The 20,620-nt window shown below is 61.1% G+C and carries 17 protein-coding genes; 2 read left to right on the top strand and 15 right to left on the bottom strand.

The features are described 5' to 3' along the window. The first annotated feature begins 131 nt into the window (after positions 1-131). Positions 132-1,244 carry a DUF481 domain-containing protein gene (locus tag H5P28_RS13475; protein ID WP_185676228.1) on the top strand — a complete coding sequence of 371 codons (1,113 nt, stop codon included), beginning with the start codon at positions 132-134 and terminating at the stop codon, positions 1,242-1,244. 182 nt (positions 1,245-1,426) lie between these two features. On the opposite strand, the gene H5P28_RS13470 is transcribed toward H5P28_RS13475, so the two are convergent. The 8 genes from H5P28_RS13470 to H5P28_RS13435 all read right to left on the bottom strand — a co-directional run bounded on the left by H5P28_RS13470 (position 1,427) and on the right by H5P28_RS13435 (position 12,093). Then, a complete protein-coding gene (locus H5P28_RS13470; protein ID WP_185676227.1) occupies positions 1,427-1,954 on the bottom strand; it encodes a hypothetical protein in 528 nt (175 codons plus the stop codon). 242 nt (positions 1,955-2,196) lie between these two features. Further along, positions 2,197-3,900, bottom strand: coding sequence for a flotillin family protein (locus H5P28_RS13465; RefSeq protein WP_185676226.1), 1,704 nt, complete (start codon positions 3,898-3,900; stop codon positions 2,197-2,199). A 107-nt stretch (positions 3,901-4,007) separates the two neighbouring features. Continuing rightward, positions 4,008-4,754, bottom strand: coding sequence for an OB-fold-containig protein (locus H5P28_RS13460; RefSeq protein WP_185676225.1), 747 nt, complete (start codon positions 4,752-4,754; stop codon positions 4,008-4,010). Positions 4,755-4,777: 23 nt separating this feature from the next. Further along, the gene (locus H5P28_RS13455; protein ID WP_185676224.1) at positions 4,778-5,461 is read right to left on the bottom strand and encodes a PspA/IM30 family protein; all 684 of its coding nucleotides are present in this window, start codon (positions 5,459-5,461) and stop codon (positions 4,778-4,780) included. 144 nt (positions 5,462-5,605) lie between these two features. Further along, positions 5,606-6,121 (bottom strand): hypothetical protein, encoded by a 516-nt coding sequence (locus H5P28_RS13450; protein ID WP_185676223.1) that lies wholly within the window; start codon positions 6,119-6,121, stop codon positions 5,606-5,608. A 272-nt stretch (positions 6,122-6,393) separates the two neighbouring features. After that, positions 6,394-7,506 (bottom strand): ChaN family lipoprotein, encoded by a 1,113-nt coding sequence (locus tag H5P28_RS13445; protein WP_185676222.1) that lies wholly within the window; start codon positions 7,504-7,506, stop codon positions 6,394-6,396. Between the two features lie 245 nt (positions 7,507-7,751). Then, a complete protein-coding gene (locus H5P28_RS13440; RefSeq protein ID WP_185676221.1) occupies positions 7,752-8,591 on the bottom strand; it encodes a PEP-CTERM sorting domain-containing protein in 840 nt (279 codons plus the stop codon). A gap of 133 nt (positions 8,592-8,724) precedes the next feature. Further along, entirely contained in the window at positions 8,725-12,093 is a 3,369-nt protein-coding gene (locus tag H5P28_RS13435) for a hypothetical protein (RefSeq protein ID WP_185676220.1), read from the bottom strand. 584 nt (positions 12,094-12,677) lie between these two features. Here H5P28_RS13435 and H5P28_RS13430 point away from each other — a divergent pair. Then, positions 12,678-13,520: a PEP-CTERM sorting domain-containing protein gene (locus H5P28_RS13430; protein WP_185676219.1), complete on the top strand. Its 843-nt coding sequence runs from the start codon at positions 12,678-12,680 to the stop codon at positions 13,518-13,520. 79 nt (positions 13,521-13,599) lie between these two features. Here the strand turns inward: H5P28_RS13430 and mnhG are convergent, their stop codons facing one another. From mnhG to H5P28_RS13395, 7 genes are all read right to left on the bottom strand, one after another. After that, complete coding sequence (gene mnhG, locus H5P28_RS13425) at positions 13,600-13,902, bottom strand: monovalent cation/H(+) antiporter subunit G (RefSeq protein ID WP_185676218.1); 303 nt, start codon at positions 13,900-13,902, stop codon at positions 13,600-13,602. Further along, on the bottom strand, positions 13,899-14,183 hold the full coding sequence (locus H5P28_RS13420) for an MrpF/PhaF family protein (protein ID WP_185676217.1): 285 nt from the start codon (positions 14,181-14,183) through the stop codon (positions 13,899-13,901). Before H5P28_RS13420 ends, mnhG begins: the two co-directional genes overlap by 4 nt. Continuing rightward, entirely contained in the window at positions 14,180-14,545 is a 366-nt protein-coding gene (locus H5P28_RS13415; protein ID WP_185676216.1) for a Na+/H+ antiporter subunit E, read from the bottom strand. The genes H5P28_RS13420 and H5P28_RS13415 overlap by 4 nt, the downstream gene beginning before the upstream one ends. Further along, positions 14,542-16,008 (bottom strand): proton-conducting transporter transmembrane domain-containing protein, encoded by a 1,467-nt coding sequence (locus H5P28_RS13410; protein ID WP_185676215.1) that lies wholly within the window; start codon positions 16,006-16,008, stop codon positions 14,542-14,544. Before H5P28_RS13410 ends, H5P28_RS13415 begins: the two co-directional genes overlap by 4 nt. 10 nt (positions 16,009-16,018) lie before the next feature. Continuing rightward, on the bottom strand, positions 16,019-16,366 hold the full coding sequence (locus tag H5P28_RS13405) for an NADH-quinone oxidoreductase subunit K (RefSeq protein WP_185676214.1): 348 nt from the start codon (positions 16,364-16,366) through the stop codon (positions 16,019-16,021). A gap of 16 nt (positions 16,367-16,382) precedes the next feature. Then, a complete protein-coding gene (mbhE, locus tag H5P28_RS13400; RefSeq protein WP_185676213.1) occupies positions 16,383-19,142 on the bottom strand; it encodes a hydrogen gas-evolving membrane-bound hydrogenase subunit E in 2,760 nt (919 codons plus the stop codon). A gap of 99 nt (positions 19,143-19,241) precedes the next feature. After that, on the bottom strand, positions 19,242-19,748 hold the full coding sequence (locus H5P28_RS13395; RefSeq protein WP_185676212.1) for a hypothetical protein: 507 nt from the start codon (positions 19,746-19,748) through the stop codon (positions 19,242-19,244). Between the last annotated feature and the right edge of the window lie 872 nt (positions 19,749-20,620).

The following is a 20,620-nucleotide window of genomic DNA, read 5'->3' as shown; positions in this document are numbered from 1 at the left end:
CGCCTTTGTTCATCAACAAACGGAGAGCCTGTCGCGCTCTCCGTTTTTTTGCATAAAACCTTGGCATACGCGGTGACCTTCTCACCATGGTCCCGATGCGTTTGGCCATATCTACGCTCCTTTCCGTATCCATGCTAAGTCTGTTTCCGTTGCTGGCACAGGGCACGGAATCGGCGGCCATGCCGCATGACGTCTATACCGCCGGGGAGACCCCCGTGGTCGAGCTGCCCTCATGGATCCCCGCCGGAGTCGACCCGAACAGCAATGACGACTGGATCGAACTGACCTCGGGCGAAGTCCTGCGCGGCGAGATCAAACGCATGTACGACGAAGACCTCATCTTTAACAGCGACAAGCTCGGCGATCTCACACTGGACTGGGACGACATCCGGCAGGTTTACAGCAAACGACCCTTGAGCATGCGGCTGAACAACCGTACGACCATCACCGGCAACGTCAGCCTCAAGGACAATAACGTCGTCATCACTGAGGCCAACGGCACCGAACTGGTTTACAGCCGTGAGGAAGTCGTCTCCCTCGTCACGGCCAAGGACAGCGAACTCAAGCGCTGGAACTTCGAAGTCAGCCTCGGCGTCGATATCCAGAGCGGCAACACCAACGAGGTTTCCTACAGCGCCAGTGTGGACATCAAGCGCCGCACCGCCCTGACCCGCTTCTCCATCGACTACCTCGGCAACTACTCCAAGAACGACGGCGTCGAAAACTCCAACAACCATCGCGCCAGCAGCTACTTCGACTACTTCTGGGACAAGGACCTTTTCTTCCGCCCCGTCTTCATCCAGTACTACCGCGACCCCTTTCAGAACCTCGACTTCCAGGGGCTCATCGGGTTGGGTGCCGGTTATCAGATCGTGAAGGATTCCGACTTCGAATGGGATGTCGTGGCCGGTCCGGGCTTTCAGTACAACATTTATAACAATGTGCAGCCTGGCGAAAACAAAAGCGACAGCAGCCCCGCCGGCATGCTGACCACGACCTTCAGCTACGACGTCACCGATGATGTCACCCTGAAGGGCAACTACCAGTTCATCGTCACCGATAAGTCCTCGGGCCTGTTCACCACGAACTTCACCACGACCCTCTCCTACGAGATCAACGACATCTTTGACATCAACACCTCGCTCATCTGGAACCGCATCCAGAACCCGACCCCGAACGCCAACGGCACCCTGCCCAAGCGCAACGACCTCAACCTCATCCTCGGACTCGGCATCAGCTACTAGGAAATGGTTAAATAGCTAAATGGCTAATTGTTGTTTTCTACCTGCATCATCCAACAATTAGCAATCAGGCCACTTAGCCGACCATTCAATCATTTTGCCCACGTGGCTTAGGGGCGGGTCATAAACGCTCGGGAACAGCGCGGTGTATCGCCGGGTCTCACCTGCTCGGGCGGGGCCAAGGATTACCTCAGGCTCAGCACATAAGATGCTCCATTTTTGCTCATAATGGTCTCGGACGCTGACCGGTTCAGCTCGACTACCGCCTTCCAGCCCATGTTTCGATACTGAATCACCGTATCGTCACTGGCAAAGGGCAGGCTCTGAGTGATCGAATAATCCACCCGGTACACATTTTCCCCGACCGGGGTAATTTTTCCCGAGAAACGAAGCGTGGCCGGCCCCAGCTTATTTTCCATCACCTGATCGATCATAAAGTCCGTCTCGGCGTCTATCAGGCGAAGCTCAATGGTTTCCACGCTCCCGTCCCCGCTAATCTGCAAAGCCAGCGTGAGGTTTCCACGCGCCTGCCTCTCCTCTTCGCTCACCTGGTCCGGCATCCGCACGTAACGACGGGCAATCGGCGGCGCAGACAACGGAGTGGCCGGAGGAGTGCTCGGCTCCGGAGGAACCTGGGCGGACAGGGACAATGAACTGACAAGCAACACAGCCGCAAAAGCGGCTACGAACATCCGGGGCAGTGGTTTTTTCATATAGAGTATTTTAACCAAATACTTCGCGGACGGGAAGCATAATCGTCCCCTCGTTATGACATGACCAACCGGCAAAATAAAACGCGACGCACGCCGAAGCGTGCCACATCAAAGGCATAAGCCCCCGTATCCGAAAATGGATACAGCAGGAGGCTTTTAAAAATCACGCCTCCGATCTGCAACGTGGCAGGCGAAAAACGCCCCCTGACGGGGGGCGTTGGTTGAGGGAAAAAGCGTACAACTCAGGATTTTTTCGACTTCTCCCGTCCCCCGTCAAGGGCATCGGCCAAGTCGCTGGACAGGCCACCTGGACGGGAAGGATCGATCCCCAGCTCATGCAGCAACTTGTCCACGATGGGCGAGTTCATCCGATAGGCCAGCAGCGATTCCATCAACTGGTTGGGCATCCCGCCCGTGGCCGGGGCCAGCGACCCCGAGCCGTCGGCAGTGCCACCGTTTCCTCCGCCATTCGATCCGGGGATGTGAAATCCGTTGGTGGAAACGATCTTGATGCTGTCGATCTTTTCCATCGGCTTGACGCTGGCCTCGATGATCTGCGGCGCGACCTGGGCGAGGATCTTGCGGATCTCGAAGCTGATGATCTCCTGGCTGAGCAGGTTCTTGGCCTCGTTGATCGCCTTCTCGCCGTAAGCCTCGACCTCCAGACGCTTGTGGTCGGCCTCAGCCACGATGCGGATACGCTCGGCTTGCGCCTTGGCCTCGGTCACGGCGGCCTCGGCCTTGTCGAGGGCGGCCTGCTTCTCGGCTTCGGCGGCGACCTTCACGTCGATGGCGTCCTTTTCGGCGGCTTCGCGGGCCTTGATCAACTGGATTTCCTTTTCGCGGTTGGCCACGGAAGTCTGGCGCACGGTGACGACGTTTTCCTCTTCGCGGACCATGAGGGCGCGGGCCTTCGCGGCCTCAGCCTCGGCACCGGACTGCTCTTCGGACTTCTTGGCCACGGCAATGTCGGCGGTCTGCTTTTTGATTTCAACCGACTGGTGCCGCTCGATGTCGGCCTCCTCGACCTGACGCTTGGCATGAATGTCCCGCTCCTTAATCGCCTGATCGGCTGTAATCGCGGCTTCTTTTTCCTTCTGTTCCTGCACGATGCGGGACTCCTCGGCCTCGCGCTTGCGGGTGGCCTTTTCCGTGGCCACAAGCGCCTCCTGCGAGGCCGTGGCAAAGGCGACCTCCCGCTCCTGGTCGAGACGGGCCATCTCCTCGTCGCGCTTGATGTGGAAGCTCTGCCGGGCCGCTTCGAGGTTCTTCGTCTCAATCTTCACGCGGGTGTCCTGCTCGATGCGGTTGCGCTCCTCGCGCTTGGCTTCGGTGATGAGCGTGAGCTTGGCCAGACCCTGCGCGTCAAAGGCGTTGTCCTCCTTAAAGTAGGCGCGACCGGTCTGGTCGAGTGCGGTCAGCGAGACCGATTCGAGTTCGAGACCGTTCTTGAGCAAGTCCTCGCTGACGGACGACTGCACGGACTGGACAAACTCAGCCCGCTGCTCGTGCAACTGCTCCATGCTCAGCCCGGCGGCCACGGCGCGGAGCGCATCGACGAACTTGCCTTGCAGCAGCTCCTTGAGCATCTCCGGCTGGAGCGTGCGGTCGCCAAGGGTCTGTGCGGCCTTGGCGATGGATTCCTTCTCCGGGCGCACCCGAACGTAAAACTCCGCCGTCACGTCCACACGCATGCGGTCCGCGGTGATGAGGCCGTCCTCGTTTTTGCGGTCCACCTGGAGGCGGAGCGTGCGCATGTTGACAGCGACGATTTCCTGAAAGACAGGGAGCTTGATCGCCCCGCCGTCGAGGATGACTTTCTCCCCGCCAAGGCCGGTTCGCACGAAGGCGATTTCCTTGGAGGAGCGCTTGTAAAGCCGAGTGATAGCGACACCGAAGAAGACAAGTGCGGCAAAGGCGATGCCGACCCAGATCAAGATATTCATATCAAATATGGATTAATCGGGATATTGTTGTGGTTGGTTAGCGAAAAAAAGGGACGGCGCCTGCCCTGGCCAGGTGATGGCGGTGGCGCGGTTCCAGGTGGCGCGTCTCAATCATCGTCAAGGTTCGGATTGTTGACCGCGATGCAGGTAAAATGCCCTTCCTCTTCGGCCACGAGGAGCACATGCTCGCCCTGTCCGAAGCGCGCCCCCTCGCGGTCGGCCCGCACCATGACGTAGTGCGTGCGCCCGAGCGGCCCCCGGAGCTTGGCCTCAGCGGTACGCTCATGCGTCGCCTCGCCGATGGTGATGGTGGCAACGCGTCCGATGTAGCTGTTTTTGGATACAGCATTGGTCTCGTCGCGCGGCAGCACGCGTCCCATCAGCGCGTTCCCCCACTTGAGCGGGAAGACCGCCACGACCAGCGCCAGCGGAGCCATGAGCAGCGAAGGCCACGGGCCAATGCCCGCCTCGGTTAACAGCAGTTGGGCATTGTAGCCGATGCAGGAGAACAGAAACAGGAAGAGCAGGAAGCTGATAATGAAGGGCACCTTGCCGAAGTTCATCCAGGCGAAGGCATCGGCGATCCACGAGCCATCGCCCGGGGAGTCCGCCACGTCCGCGTCCGCTCCTGTGTCGAGATCCGCCTCCAATGCCCCGTCGAGTCCGCCCTCAACACCATCCAGCCCGAGATCACCGGGCAGATCCGCCTCGAAGTCCGGCAGCAGATTGTCAAGCCAGCCAAAGAGGCTGATGCCTGTCAGCAGGCTGACTGTCTGCAGAATGCCGATGAGGAAAAACAGCCCGAGCGCAACGGCGAAGGGAAGGTTTTCCGGGGCGGTGAAGTGAGCGAACATGCGGGGTGGCTAACAGGGTGCGGTTACTGGTTGGAAAGGGCCTTCATCCGTGCCTCGATGCGGGCCTTCTTGTTCAGGTGGGCGAGCTCGACCAGTTTGGCGCTTTCTTCGGACCCGGCTTTGATCGCCGTCCGGCGCACGCCGGTGGCATCCTGAAGGACGCGGGAAAAGGCGCGCTCGGCCCGGTCGGCGCGGGCGGCGGCTCCAGTGCCCGAAGGCTGCCCTGCAACCGTGCCGGAGTCGCCTCCGGTGGTGGCGGCTTCCTTCTGCGCCTGCTTGAACTCGAAAAGTTCGTCGTCCATCTCGTTGCGCTTGGCCACGAGCCCGGCGATGGCTTTGTTCAACTCCTCTTCCTGACGGCCCAGTTCGCCGAGCTGACTTTCCAGGGCCGGAAGCTGGTCCTCAATGTCGAGCTGGCGCGAAATCGCAGCCTCCACCAAGTCTTTGCGTCCTTGTTTATGGGCTTCGAGCGTCTGGTCCTCGATGGTCGAGTGCTCCTCGTTGAGTTTGGTCATGGCCTTGGTGACGTGGTACTTCTGCGCGGTCACGCGGCCCAGCTCGGCCTTGACCTCGTCGAGTGCGGAGTCCACCTCGGCGATGGCCTGCTCAAGCACGACCTCCGGGGCGAGGCCCTCGATTTTGGAAACAATGGAACTGGCGGTCCCGGTGATGATGCGCCGGATACGGTTGCTGATGCTATCGTTCATGACAGTGTGGCGTTAGGGGTTAAGGTCGGCACGGCAGCCGCCGCGCGGGAAAGGAAATAAAGTTACCGAATACGCAGGCCGTCCGACTGGAATGTCGCTGGCCAGAAAATCGGAAAAACAAGCTCATGGTAACCGGGGGTGAGATTAACTGTGGTCGCGTTTGGAAAGCAGTCCAACCAATTCGGTGATCGTGCCCAGTTTATCCTCCAGCAGATGAGGGTTATAAGCCGGCGCCTGCGTGGTCAGCCCCAACCGAAGTACCTGCTCCAGCAGGCGCAGCACCAGCGCGAGCAGGCGCTCCTCGGTCTCCAACAGGTAGGGCAGTTGGTCCTTTTTCGCGGGGCGTTGCTGGCGGCTGGCCAGGTAGGCCACCCCGAGCGGGAAAAGGTTCGCCGCCGCATCGACCAGTTCGGAGTGCACGCCCTGCTCGTATTCGAGGTGCTTGATATTCTTGCGGGCGGGCTCGGACAGGCGGTTCAGTTCCTCGATGCCCTCGGCGTAGCTGCCGAAATGCTCGTGATACTGGCGAAAGAAGGAGGCGACATGGCGCAGCTTTTCGCTCGCGGTGACTTTTCCACCGAAGGAGTGCTGCATCATGAAATCGTAATCCTGCTGGCTGATACGGCCACTGATGGGCACGGTTTTGACCGGTTCGTTCATGGCTTTTTACATCGGGGTGAGAGTAAGAACAAGGGGTTTGGATGGCGGGAGGCTTGCTCTGTATAAGATTTATACAAACGAATTTAATGCATGCAAGCGAAAAACAAACAAACGCGCCGTTTTTCACTCAACTCCATCCAGCAACCTCTCCCCCGCCCCGCTCGACACATCGACAAAAAGAAAGCCCGCCAACGACGGCGGGCCTTCTATCAGTAGTAGTGAAGCGATAAAAACAGGCGTTCCGGCAGGCACACGCACAGGACCGTACGCGCCTACTCCTCCGGCTCGGTCAGTTGTAGGTAGTCGGCCTTAGGGCGGCGGAGGTAACGCAAGTCCCCATGCGTAATGGTGACGGGACGGGCCATTTTCTCCTCTTGCTCGGAGAGCACGAGTTCTCCGCTCACGGTCATCAGCACGATGCGGTCGTCCAACTCAGGAAGGCGGGCGCGCACGCGGTCCACCGTCCCCAGCCCGTAGGCCAGGTGCCCGGAACCTGCGACCACCATGACCGCGTAGCCGGGGTTCTTTTCCAGAAAATCGGCCAGCGCCTGCGCCATGTTTTCGTCTCGGGCGACCTGCGCCTGAAAGATCCGGTCGAGCACACTCTCGTCCACGCTGGCGTGGACCATCATCAACTGGTCCAGTAAGCGGCGGTAGTCGGGGTCGTCGAAGTTCATCTGCCGGGGCAATTCCTTGCGTTCGCCGCGGTCGAGCGAATCGAGGCCCTTGCGACCGATCTTACGGATGGTCTCGGCCCTGCCATTGAGCGCGAGCACGGTGACGCCTTTGGCTTGGGCAAGCTCCAGCAGAGGCCGGTAGTCCTCGTAGTTGCTCCAGCGCCGACGCCAGTCGATCTCCTTCGCCAGTTCGTCGAAGTCGATCTCGCCCGCGTTGAAGCGGTCCACCTGCGGCTGGTAAAATTGCTCGATCTGCTCCAGCCCGAGCACGAGCTTGCCGTCGCGGGCCTCGATCAGGCTTTCCAAAATCTCGGCCTGCCACTGGTGGTGACGCTTGAGCGTATGCGTCTCGCCCACATAGACGACGTCCACCGCCCCGAGGTCTTCGAGCACATTGGCGAAGGGCAGCGGCTCGGCCCGGTACATGTCGAGCCAGAGCGTGACCCGTTCCGGCGCGGCGGCGGAAGACTCCGGCTCGCCGCTCCCCTGCCCTGCCGACTCCACCGGCACCATCTGGCCGTCCTCACCGACGGCAAACGTCTGCCCCGTGACCGGACACGTGACTTGCGTAGTGCCGCCTTGCGCGGAGGCGTCGGGTTTCGCGTCGGGCTTCATGCCGGGCATGGCCATGCCCGCACACGGCAAAAGCAGGGCAGCAGCCACCACCAGAAGCGGCAGCCGGACGTTACAGTTATCAATTGTAGTCATCGACGATAAGAAAGATGGCTTCATAGGAATAAAGAAAAAGCTCACACGGAGGCACAAAGGCACGGAGTTTTTTAGTGAAAAAAATAAGTGCGGTTCCGGACGGGCTTCACCGTCACGGAACCGCTTCGAGTCTCAATACAAATAGAATGCCCTGTCACCGGGCGGCGTTGCAACCGCTTCTTCGGAGAATCCGCCGCTGGCAACAATCCCCACGGCGACAGGGCGCGTGAACCATAAAAGCTCTATCAGGCAGCGAGAGCGGCGGCCTTGGACTGCGCAGCGCGGCGGCGCAGGGCGACGAACGCGAACACGGCCCCACTGATCATGAGCGCCCAGGTGGACGGCTCCGGCACGGCGTTGCTGGTCACCTGCAAGGCGATGGTGTCCACCGAGAAGCCGAACCCGAGCTGGTCCTCCAGGCTGGAGAAGTCGATGAGGAACGCCTCCAGCGCCCCGATATTCAGGTTCGACCAGGTATATTCGTAGTAGCCGTTGTTCATGCTCATGCCGATAGCATCGGAGAAGTTACCGAGGTTCGCGCCCTCAGTAATGCTGTCCGGCGACAGCGTGATGCCGCCATAGGAAAGCTCCGCGTCAAAGGCGATCATTGGGTTGAACTCCGCGTCGAAGAACGGCGTGTGCTTGATCTGAAGCGTGATGCTCGAGATCCCGTAGTCCGCCACCCCGTCGATGGTGAAGTCGTACCCACCGGTCACCAAACGACCATAGTAGTTCGTCCCACCGACATCAATAAGGCCGGTGTTGCTCGTGCCGGAAAGCTCGTCCGAAAGGCCGGCACCGCTGTTGCTCTGCGAGAGCGTTGCGTTCAGACCCATGCCGCCCGCGGTGTACTGCGCGGCCAACCCGGAGAAGGTCGGTGAGCTGAATTTTTCCCAGGCCGAGAGGCCGACATCGGCCCCGTCAAAGGAGCCATAGGAGGCGGTCAGTCCGGAGAGCTGCGCGTTGTTGGACACGCCGGTGTCCGGAGTTTCAAAACCGGTCGCGGTGTTGATCGCGCCGTAGCTCATCGTAGCGGCGCCACAGGCGAAGGAAGCCAGCAGCGTAAACCATTTGCAGGATTTCATTATCTTGGATTTTTTTAGTGTTCTTGGGCTGCGGAATCCGCGCCACCGCGTCAGGCGGCTCAGGGGACGGATTCAACAGTAGAGAGAGTTTTCATGTGAAAGACAGTGGGCGGTCGCGAAGGGGCGGCGGGGATCAGATTTCGTTTCCGCTCAGCCAGCGGAAGGAGAGTACGACAAAGCGCCGCCCCAGCGTGTCCGCCGTGGAGTCGCTGGGTTCGTAGTAATCGGCGCTCAACGGGTCGTCTCCGCGGCGCTCGACCGGATCGGGCAGACGCTGCACGACGGCCTCACACCAGGCGGTGACGGTCGGCTCGCCGCCCGCCGAGAGCGACTCGACGGCATCTCCATAGGCGCGAATGACAAAGGTATCGCTGCGCACACTCAGGACCGGCCCGAGCACGGCGAGAATGTCCGACTGCGTCAGATACGCAGGCGCATCCGCCGAACGCGGCTCCAGCGCGAGAAAATCCTCCGGGTAGCTGTTGGCCGGGGCGGTGCCGACCAGGCCCATCGAGTCCATCCCGATGACAGAGTTATCGACGATGTCGTTCTTGAGCACATCGACATTGATCGCGGGGAGGGCTTCGTCGGAGCCGCTCCAGCGGGCGAGCACCGCGTCCTCGTCTTCACCGGCCCAGGGGCCGTCGTCGATGGCGAGTTGAAGCACGCCCTTGAGCCGGGTTGCCGGTTCGCCGTCCACCTCGTCCAGCGAGCGGTTGACAAAGCCGCCCATCGACAGGAACGGCCCGCCGAAAAACGCCCCGTTGCGGCGGATCTCGCGCACGATGTTGCCAGCCAGGTTTTCGATTTCCACATCCGTGAGCACACGGATGCCCTGGTAAATATACTCCCGTTCGTCACCCTTGTGGATGTCGTTGCTCCCGGTCGTGAAGACGCCGCCTCCGGTCAGGTACGCCCCCGCCTCGTTGTTCAAAAGCGTGCGGCTGAAGCGCGGGAAAGGCGTGCCCGCCAGTGTGTCGTCGTCGCGATAATCACTGAGCGCGTCCCGCATCGAGGCCAGCACGGCCCGCCAGGCCGCCTCCGAAGTCGAGTTGACGTTAAAGCTGCCCTTGACCATGAGCTGCGAGGCAGCCGACTCAGCGTCCGTGAGCAGGCTCCGACGTTGCGCGGCTTCGAGGGAGTTGTCCGTGCGAACCGTCAGGCGGCTGCTTGGCAGCGCCGGGAGTTTCACCCAATCCTGCTCACTGCCGAGGGTGGCCTGAAACTCGGGCGTCAATGAGGAGAAGAAGTAGCGATCCCACAGCAGGTTGTTGAGCCGGAACAAGTCGTCTTCGTCACCGAGATCAACGCTGGCCGGAAAGGCCGGAGCCCAGGATGAGCCGACCGAATACGCAGGCGTGTATCGAGAATCGGATACACCCGCGTGCCGGAGCGCGCCGAGCGAATAGGGCTTCTGCGCGGGCACGTCGAAATAGACCGTCCCGACATCCACATCGCGCATGGTGGAGGTGCTGCCGCCCGTTCCATTGGTGTCCGCGCCAAAGGGACTCGGCCCGGCCCAGCCGAACTCTTCGCTCAGGTCGTCCTTCGCCGCCGGGATCCAGAAGACGCTGTGAGCCCAGGTCGCCCGCTGCTTGGTGCGCTGTGCGTAGATATCATGAAAGCTCCACTTCAGCGGCGTCAGCACCTTCGTGTAGGCGGCCTGGTTGATGGTGGACACCCGACGGTAAAAACCGTCCGGCTCGATGTAGTCCGTCGCCGGGTCGTTCCACGACTCGGGCACGGCGCGCATGTTAAAGTCCACCAGCGGGCGCACGGCAAAGCCTCCCCGCTCCGACTGGCGGCGCGACATCGGCATCTCGAAGCTCAGGCCGAAACCATCCGATAAGGAGCTGCCTGGCGGGCGAAATGTCGTGCCAATAAACTCCAGGCGGCAGTCGTCACTGGCATAGCCGTCGAGGTCAAGTGGTGAGCGAAAGCCGCTGAACCATGTCGGTTCACCACCGTCTTCGCCGGGCAGCCCGACCCGCAGTTGCACATAGAGATTGGCGTTGCGATCGAGCTCGAAAACGACCTGAGAAAACTGGTCATCGGTGCCCAGTCCGAGCTTGCTGGCATAGAGCCCGTCGTACGTGTCCGCCGCGTCTGGCTCCTGCAAAACGGCCTGCGTGTAAAGAAAGTCCGGATCGCCCACAGTCGGCTTGAGCTTTGCCACAATGGCGTCGTTGGTGTAGCCGGTGATGTCCTTGTCCGCCCCGTTCAGGTCCACGGAAAAGAGTCGCGTCTGCCCAGCGGCAAAAGTCACGGCCTCATCCATTTCCACCCGAAAGTAGAAGCGCGAGAGCCCGCCGTTATCCAAAGCCGTCCCAAGCTCCTCTTCCGTGCGGTCGGCGCCGTTACGCGCCTTCGCGGAGGCCACGCGGAAGTGGTTGACGGCGTTGCTGGTGTCGTCGGCGGGGTTGGCCTCGGCGGGCAGGATCACCTCAGCCACGAAGCCCTCGGGCAGCGTCAGCTCGGCGTTGTACGGGTTGTGCAGCGAGAAGGAAAGACACAGCCCGACGTACACCTTGCGCCCGTCCGCCCAGTGTGGAATCTCGGCAACAGTCTCGGCGGGGCCGTAAAAAAGTGTCGTCGCGAAGTTGGCCTTCACCAGCACCGGGAAGTAGCTCTGCGCCTGCCCGTCCGTGTCCACCCGCGCCGTCAGCGAGGCGTTTCCGGCGGAGCCGTAGTAGTCCCGCAGGCGGTTCCACCAGGCAGCCGGGAAGCCCGGCGGAGCCGACTGGCCCGTCTCGAAGGCCGCCGTCAGGTCGCGCTTGAGTCCGCCCGCGCTGGCATCCGCCAGCACGCCCAGGCTGTACAGGGTCACGTCGTGCACGAGTTTGTCCGCCTTGAACAAATCCGAACCCGACGGCGACAACTCAAGCTGTCCCAGCGACAACACCCGCTCCAGAAATTCCCGCTCGTCGGCCACGGCGGGATTTACCGACTGGCCCGTGTGATCCGCGCCCAGCAGCAGCGCCGCCCCCGTCTCCTGCGCGACCAGCAGGCGGTAGCGCTCACGCAGAGCGGCGGCATCCTGCGCGGCGGCGTCTTCCGCGTCCGTCGAATCGGCCACGTCCGCCAACTCGCGGTACGGATCGAGCACGTTGACCCGGGCCTTCACGCCTTCATCACTGATCCACCAGGCGTAGCCCCCGTCGCCGTCCGGCATCTCGACCCGGGGCACCCGTACCTGCTGCGCCGCCTCCAAATTGGAGAAAAAAACAACTCCCTCGCCCGCTCCCGCCCCGGCGCCGGAGAAATCGCCCTCGTTGCTGACCAGCCATTGCACGAGGTCGCCACTCTCGCTGTTCCAGACGCCCGTCCAGTGCTCACGGTCCTCTCCGAGTCCGGCCATGTCGGACGTAGCCGTCACCCGCCGGTCCGGCCCCGCAGAGGCCTGAAGCTCCCCCAGCGCGACCAGCAGACCCATGCGCGCATTGGCCCGGGCCACAGCTTGCAGCCGGTCGGCGCCGGTCGATTGCAGGCTCACGTTGGTCATAGTTCCGAGACTGACCAACAGCAAAAAGATAAAGCCCATCAGGACAATGGACACCACCAAGGCAAAGCCCCCCTTGCCTTGGTAGCCCCGGCCATATCCCTTACGGGAACGTCTGCCTGTTGCGGTAAAGTGATTCTTCATTTTCGGATCTCCGGCAATCCCCTTCCGCCCGGTGTGGACGGATGAATTCCCTGCACACAGCCCCGCTACCCAGATTACAACGTAAAAGCGCACACTTAGGATAACGAGACTCAGTCTCATATTTTATTCGTCTTCAGAAAAGCGAGCTATTGAGACAGGTCAAGCAATAAAGAACCGTTCTCTCCGAGGGGATCAACAATACCACACAAAGAATAAATCCATAAAACACTAACAAACAGAACTATAAATTAAAAAACGTACTCTCAAACACAAGGCACTTTATAGCTCCAACATATGCCTCAACAACCTCACCAAGAACACAGACTCAAAAATGAGACTCACTTTCATTTCAATTGACAACCTTTGGAAACCCGGCCTATTACCATCCGTATCCATCTCCCCCACTGCGGGTTTATCCACCCAATCCTTCCTTAACCCATACCATGACCAAGCCTTTCCTCTCTCTGCTTGCCCGTCTGGCGGGCAGCCTCGTCTTCACAGCCGGAGCCTTTGCCGGGCCTATCATTGTCGATGGCAACATCCAGCTCCCGAACCCAGCCGGCAGCACGGTGATCGCCCTGTGGAGCGGCAGCAACGCCAGCATCGTCTCTGCTCCCACCAGCGAAGACCCCGAGGCCACCCAACTGGAGTGGAGCGGCAACTGGGTCAACTCCGCCGCGACCACCACGGCCGAGGAGAAAAAGATGATCAACATCAACGCGAACTACTCGCTCGGCGGCAGCTTTGCGCTCAACTCCAGCAACAGCCTGGTCAACGCCACCTCCCCAACTTCGGTGTACACGATGAACGCGACCAACACGGTCTTTACCGGCAGCACCGACAACTACACCGGCGCGGTCTTCGGCAAGGTCATCCTCCAGCTCACCCCCAACGCCTCCAACGACCGTGACCTCCAACTCGACCCGACTTTCACCATCGGCGGAGTCAGCTACACCGCCGCCCAGGCCGGATTCAGCTACGAGCGCGGCTTCGATGGGGTGGACGGCACGGGCGGCATTTATTCCAACCCCGACAGCCAGTACAACGGCTACTACGGTACGCTCTCGCTCGTCACCTACGAGTGGGACTTGATCGCCCTCGGCTATGCGGGCAGCTACGAGGAGTTCGCTTTCACGTTCAACCTCCCCCAGACTCACACCTCCCTTTATGAGGTCCAGCTCTCCGTTGTCCCGGTGCCCGAGCCCTCGGCCTACGCCCTCTCCCTGGCCGCCCTTGTCGGCTTGCTCGCCTTCCTGCGACGCAGGCAGTATGCCGGGCGCGCGTAGCGAGACTCCCCCAGGGGAGAACTCGGATAAAACGCCCAGCTTCCGCGGTCAAGATCGGGCGGTAAGTATCCTGACCTCTTCAGCCCTCGTCCAAGCCGTCACGGGGCTTTTCACGGGTCAGGACAGAGCGCGAAAGCAGGTGCGCGGCGATGGGCAGTGTAACGAAAATAAACAACACGGCGGCGAGCATTTTCAGCCAGGCCGAGAATGTCCCCAGCGCCAACGCCACCGCCAGCGCCGAGAACCCCAACCCGAAGGTGCTCGCCTTGGTGGCGGCGTGAATGCGCGAGTAAAAATCCGGAAAGCGGTACAGGCCCAGCGCGGCCACGAGGGAGAAAAAGCCCCCTACCAGCAAGCAAAACGATGCGATGACGGTGATCATGATTTGTCCGAAGGGTTCGAGGATTCGCGCTGGAGGTAGTGGGCCAGCGCCACGGTCCCAAAAAAGGCGATAACCGAGAACACCAGCACCACATCGAGCACCGTCTCGTCGCCGCTGCGGATGACATGCGCGATCATCAGGACGGCGATCAGGAGCCCCAGCAGGTCGATGGCCACCATCCGGTCCGCCGCGCCCGGCCCCTTGATCATGCGGATCAGACACAGCACGATGGCCACCACCAGCAGGATGTCGAAGAGCGTGATTACAATAGACGGGATCATACCGCTTCCTCCTTCTTGGGCTCGCCGAGCGCTTTTTTGAGCAGGCGGTACAGGTCGGTCTTCACGGCCTCGGCGTCGGTCAGGTAAAGCGCGTGCACGCGCAGAGCGTTGGACGCGTCCGGCAGATCCACCGAGAGCGTGCCCGGTGTCATCGAGATCAGACAAGCCGCCGCCCAGCGCTGGAAAGGCCCGTATCCGGCCAGGCTGATCGTGACAAAGCCGGGCTTGAAACGCGGGCGCGGGCGAAAGGCATCCCGCGCGATGCGGAGATTCGAGAGCGTCATTTCGCGCACATAGTACGGCAGGAACCGCGGCAGGTGCGCCGCGACCAGAAGGAGAGTTTTCCAGGGTGCAGGTTTCATCGCGCGGGTGGTGTCAGCAGATCATGAGCCGCAATCTGCGCCAGTTCAAAAAGATAAGTCGGGTAAACGCTCAGGACAACCGTCCCGGCAGCCAGCAGTACCATTGGCACGACGTGCCCGGCATGGATGCGTCGCACCGGCGCGGCGTCTTCGGGACGGTCTTTCCAGAAGGCTTCGGCCCAGATCTTGGTCATGGAAAAGAGGGTAAAAATCCCCACCACCAGTGCAATCGTAGCCGCCACCCAGGCGTCCACCCCGAGGATCTCGCGCAGCAGAGCCAGCTTCGCCCAAAAGCCCGAGAAGGGCGGAATCCCCCCGAGCGAGAGCGCCGGGATCAGGAACAGCGCCGCCAGCCACGGAGCCTTCGAGTAGAGGCCGCCCGTTTTTTTCAAATCCTCCCCGCCCCCGATGCGGTCGATGGCCGAGGCCGCGAAAAAGAGGTTCGTTTTTACCAGGATGTGGTGGATGACGTAAAAGATGGCCGCGGCAATCGCGCCCGCCGTCCCCAGCGCCAGCCCGAAGGTCATGTACCCGATCTGGCTGATGATGTGGAAGGAAAGGATTTTGCGGATATGGAACTGGCTGGCCGCGCCGAGCACGCCCGTCACCATGGTCAGCAGGGAAACGACCCAGAGCACGGGCAGGACAAAACCATCCTCCACCGCAAAGGCCGCCCCGAAGGTCCGGATCAGCGCGTACACGCCAACCTTGGTCAGCAGCCCGGCGAAAACCGCCGAGACGGTGTGGTTCGGCGTGTGATAGGAGGACGGCAGCCAGGCGTAGAGCGGGAAGAGCCCGGCCTTTACACTAAAGGCCAGCAGCAGAAACACGGCTGCCAGACGAATGCCCGCCGCCCCGCCCTGCCCTTCGGCCACGCGGTGCGCGATGTCGGAAAAGTTCAGCGTCCCCAGCGTGGCATAGACCAGACCCGCCCCGATCAGGAAGACCATCGAGGCCACGATGTTGAGCACGACGTACTTGACCGCACCTTCGAGCTGGTCCTTTTTCCGGCCCATCGAAAGCAGGACAAAGGACGACAGCAGCATCACCTCGAACCACACGTAGAGGTTGAACAAGTCGTTGGTCAGGAACGACCCGCACACCCCGAAGAGCAGGAACTGATAAACCACATGGTAGCCGCGCCGCACTTCGCTGGCCGCCGCCTCGGGCAGGCTGTGCAGCGCCCCGCAAAAACCGATCACCCCGGTGATCGCCACCATCAGCGCTGAGAGCATGTCCGCCTGCAGGCGCACCCCGACCGGAGCCGTCCAGCCGCCCACATCGAGCACGACCGTACCGTTGGCTTTCACGTAGCCGACCAGGGCGATTCCACAGATCATGAGCAGTCCCGTCGCGACGACGCCGACAATGCCCTGCGCCCGCCCGCGCCCCTGCAAGAGCACTTGCAGCAGGGCCGCCCCGAGCGGGATCAATGGACAAAGATAGAGAGGAAATGTTGTCATCTTGCGCAGGTCAGGAATCCGTGTGGGTCATGCGGTCGAGGTCATCGACCTGGAGTCGCAGGTGGGCCTGCTTGAGCAGGACGATAGCGAAGGCGATTACGCCGAATCCGATCACGATGGCGGTCAGGATCAGCGCCTGCGGCAACGGATCTGGATAACCGGCGGGCAGGTAGGATTCGCCCTCCGGAATAATGGCCGAAAAGCCCGGCCCCAGTCCCGGAGCCACGAAGATGGCGAGGTTGCCCGCTTGCCCCAAAAAAAGGATGCCGATGAGCATACGCGCGAGGCTCCGGCGAAGCATCAGGTAAATGCCGCATCCGAACAAAAAGCCCGTTAATAGTATGATAAGAATTTCCATGGCTTGCTTCGTGGGCTCAGGTAGTTTGCGTGGTTTCGATCCGCTCGCGGCGCATGAGGCGGGAAAGGATCAGCAGGGCCGCCCCGATCACCGCGAAGAACACCCCCACGTCGAAGAGAAACGGCGTGCCGAGCTTAATTTTACCCGCCAGCGGCAGCCAGATAGACCCGCCCCAGACGCCCTTCATAAAGACCTGGTCCGAGAGGATCGAGGGCAAGGTACTGACAAACGCGGCCAGTATCCCCGCTGCGATCAGCAGCAAGGGCTTGCGTTGCGGGTGCAGCGGACGGCGCGTACTGGCCAGGCCACGCAACACGAGCGCAGTAGCCGCGACCAGCCCGCCGATGAAGCCGCCACCGGGGTCATTATGTCCGCGCAGCAGCAGAACCACCCCCATCAACAGCAGGAGCGGGCTAACCCACTTGATCGCCGTCCGAAACAGCGGTGTCGCCACCGTGGACTCGGCCCGGACGCGTTGCTTGCGGTCCCCCAGCAGCAGGCCCGCCACCCCGATGGCCGCGACGACCAGCACGCAGACTTCGCCCAGCGTGTCGAAGGCGCGGAAATCGACCAGGATCACGTTGACCACGTTGCGGCCGTGGGCTTCGGTCAAGCTCTTCTCGGCCATCACGGTCGAGACGCGGTCCTCCTGCGCCGAGGGGGCCATGCGCACCGCCAGCAGCGCCGCCGCCACTGCCACCCCGGCCACGGTCGCGATCACCGCGTCGCTGACACGGCGGCGTTTTGAGGAGTAAGCCTTTACCGCTGGCAACTGCCGCAACACAAAGGCGAAGAGTGCCAGCGTCAGCGTCTCCACGAGGATCTGCGTCAGGGCGAGGTCGGGTGCGCCGAAGAGCGCAAAGAGCAGCGCGATACCGAAGCCAACGCCTCCCATCGCCAGCACGGCCATAACCGTGCCGCGAGAACGCAGCGCCGCCACTGCGCCGAAAAACATCAGCGCCACCACGCCGAGCGTGACGAAACGCACCGGCCCGGCCTGCGGAATCGCCCAAGTCCAGCTACTCGCCAGCGCCGCCGCGACCAATAGCGAAAGGCACCCGACCACCACCGCAATGTAGAGCCGCAGGTTCCCGTGCTGAAAAAGCCTGGTCGTCCTCAACGCGCCCAACAGGGTGCGGGCCAGACCCAGGTCGAAACCGTTCGAAGCGTTGAACGGCAGCCGCTTCAAAATCGCCCCCGCCGCTGTCCGCACACGCTCCCGGAAGACATAGAGCAGGATCCCCGCCACGACCGTGGCGAAACTCAACACCAGCAGCAGCGTAAAGCCGTGCCAGAGCTTGAGCTTCGTATCGACCGGGCCGTGCACGATGGTCCCGACCGCGGCGTTGATAACGCCCTCTCCCAGCAGAAAGGGGAAGATGCCCACAATCATCCCGGCCAGCACCAGCACGAGCGGCCCGAGCAGGAGCGAGAATTTCTTGGCCGCCGGGTTGAACTTCGGCAGCTCGGCATGGCCGCTGAAGGGCGAGATCCCGACTTTCAGGGCGACGGCGACATTGATTGTGTTCGCGGCAAAGCCCATCACCGTCACCAACAGGGCAAAGTTGTACGCGCCCATCTGCGCCTCGTAGAGCAACTCCTTGCCGATGAAGCCGATGAATGGCGGGATGCCAGACATTGAAAACGCCGCCCCGGCCGCCGCCACCGCCAGCAATGGCATGCGTTTGCCCAGCCCTGAAAGCAGGGTGATGTTGCGCGTGCCGGTGGCCTTGTCCACCACCCCGGCAATCATGAAAAGCGGGGCCTTGTAGAGCGCGTGCACGACGAGAAACACCATCGCCGCCTGGATGGCCAGGTCCGTCCCCAGCCCCAGCAGCATGACCAACGTGCCCAGCGCGCTCATGGTCGAGTAGGCCAGCAGGCGCTTGAGGTCCGTCTGAGCCAGTGCGAAGACCCCCCCCAGCAGCATCGTGAGCGCCCCAAACAAGGTCAACGTATCGTGCCAGAGCGCGGTGCCTCCGAGCACGGGCGTCAACTGCGCCAGCAGAAAGATCCCGGCTTTCACCATAGTGGCGGAGTGCAGATAGGCGCTCACCGGAGTGGGCGCGGCCATCGCGTCGGGCAGCCAGAAATGGAAGGGAAACTGCGCCGACTTCGTAAAGGCCCCGAGCACGACCAGGACCAGTATTGCCACGTAGAAGGGACTGCCGTGGACCAGCTCACCGCGATCCTGAAGCTCGGCCAGGCTGTACGAGCCGCCCACCGTCGCCAGCAGGATGATGCCCGCCAGCAGCGCCAGCCCGCCAGCGCCGGTGATGAGCAGCGCCCGCAGGGCCGACTTGCGGGCGGCGGGGTTGGAGTGGTTGAGTCCGATCAGCAGGTAGCTGGCCAGGCTGGTCAGCTCCCAGAAGACGAACATCACCAGCAGATTGTCCGAGACGACCAGCCCCAGCATCGCCAGCATGAACAACTGCACGAACCCGAAAAACGGCCCCGCCTGCGCCGACCCCTTGAGGTAGCCGCCGCCGTAAATTAAAATCAAGGCCCCGATCCCGCTGATGAGGATCGCCAGCAGCAGGCCGAGCCCGTTGAGCTGCAAGCCGAACTCCACCCCCATCTGCGGTACCCACTGCAGGGTGCAGGCCGGGAAATCCTCCCGCACGACGTTCCCGATCTGCCCGATCAGCCAACAGAAAATCACCGTCGGCGCGATCGCCGACAACCACCCCGCCAGTACCGCGTTGCGGCGGCTGACCAGCGGCCAGACGAGCGCCCCAAGCGCAATCGCCGCCATGCCCCCAAGATACCATACCATAGATGATCCCATATATTACCCTATTCAGCTACAACCATACACACTCCTCCTGTCCGGCGACGACACGCCAGTAACCGCGCAGCAAGGCCAACCCCCAACCTATTGATTAAGAGAACGGGTTTCCCCGCCGCGCGCAAGGGTGCGTTTTCGCTCCGCGCCGATCATCACCACAATCCATACGGCCATGGCAATAATCAGAAAAACGTCTCCCGCGCCCAACGCATGGTCCCGTAGGATCAACGCCATCATGGCGACCGCCACCGTCGCGAAGATCAGCCTCCGCACCGCCCGTCGGGTCTTGAAGTACCGCGGAAAATAGAGAAACCCAAGCACCCAGGCCGTGACAGACACTACGATCAGCGTCCACTCAAAGGCCTGGATCGAGCTGTCCGTCGAAGTATTGATGACCCGCAAAAGCAGTTTCGTGCACAAGGCAACCGCCACAAACGAGGTCAGGCTGATGAATGAGCCAAGCGTCAGCGAACGGAACCGCGAATTAACATTTTCCTGCGTCCGATTACGCCATGCATTCAGAAAAATCGATGCACCAAGCACCGCCAGAAGTGGTCCGCACGCAGCGTTAAATATATGGCTCAACAGGGTCATAACAAAGTAATCATAGTTACCTGCAATGGCGACCCTACCACTGCTATTTAACTTATCACCGCTGAGTGCTGGTGAACCCTTTAAGGCAAACAAGTACGCACGAGAATATCTTTGTCAAGCGACTTTGAAAAAAAAATCCGCCGCCCGAAAACCACCATTCAGAGTCCTCCCAGGTCTGTCCCCGACGAGCCTACAGCTTTTTTTTACGCGCAAGCAAATACCACGAAATTCTCTTTTTGTAATGTTTTTTCGAATACAATTCACCTTGAATAAACCATGCCTTCCCGGGCTGTTTTGCCCCGCTTACCCTTTGGCTATAAAAAGCTCATCATAAGAGTTTCTCCACGCATTTCCTGTCGCGTGTGCCCAACCCGTTCTGCCTATTCTATCAGTCGCTAGTTCTAGTCTCATCACAACAAGGGCGCTTTGACCAGGAAGCACCCAGGCTGATGCATAAGTCGGGATTGAGGGGAACCGTAGTCCGGCTCATCATTTCCGTTCATGGTAGACGATCTGGACAAAAACATCGGCGAAACCCACAATATCGATGAGGAAAAGCAATCAACCGCCCCTTTCCCATCTAACAGACAGACACCCCCACTGGGAGTTAAGGCCAACCCCCTAACTTTAGCGACTGGCATCCCTTAGGAAATCTTATTGCTTTGATAAGACTGCGTCATTGTTTATTGGGTATTTGCCTTGGGTCAGTCTTCATATGGCGGAATCAGCCTGCCAGGGCGAGCCGTAGCGTACGCACCGTTCCCGGACAGGAGGAACTGCATACCGCCCCATACCGAGGCGGATAACGCCAGGCGCAGCCAGCAGCCCTCATCCACCGGACAGAAGGTGGCCCGAGCACGGACCGTTTTTTT

Origin of the sequence: Ruficoccus amylovorans, assembly GCF_014230085.1 — a bacterium.
Taxonomy (GTDB): domain Bacteria; phylum Verrucomicrobiota; class Verrucomicrobiia; order Opitutales; family Cerasicoccaceae; genus Ruficoccus; species Ruficoccus amylovorans.
Note: the sequence above shows the minus strand (reverse complement) of the source record. Positions and strands in the feature narration are given on the sequence as shown.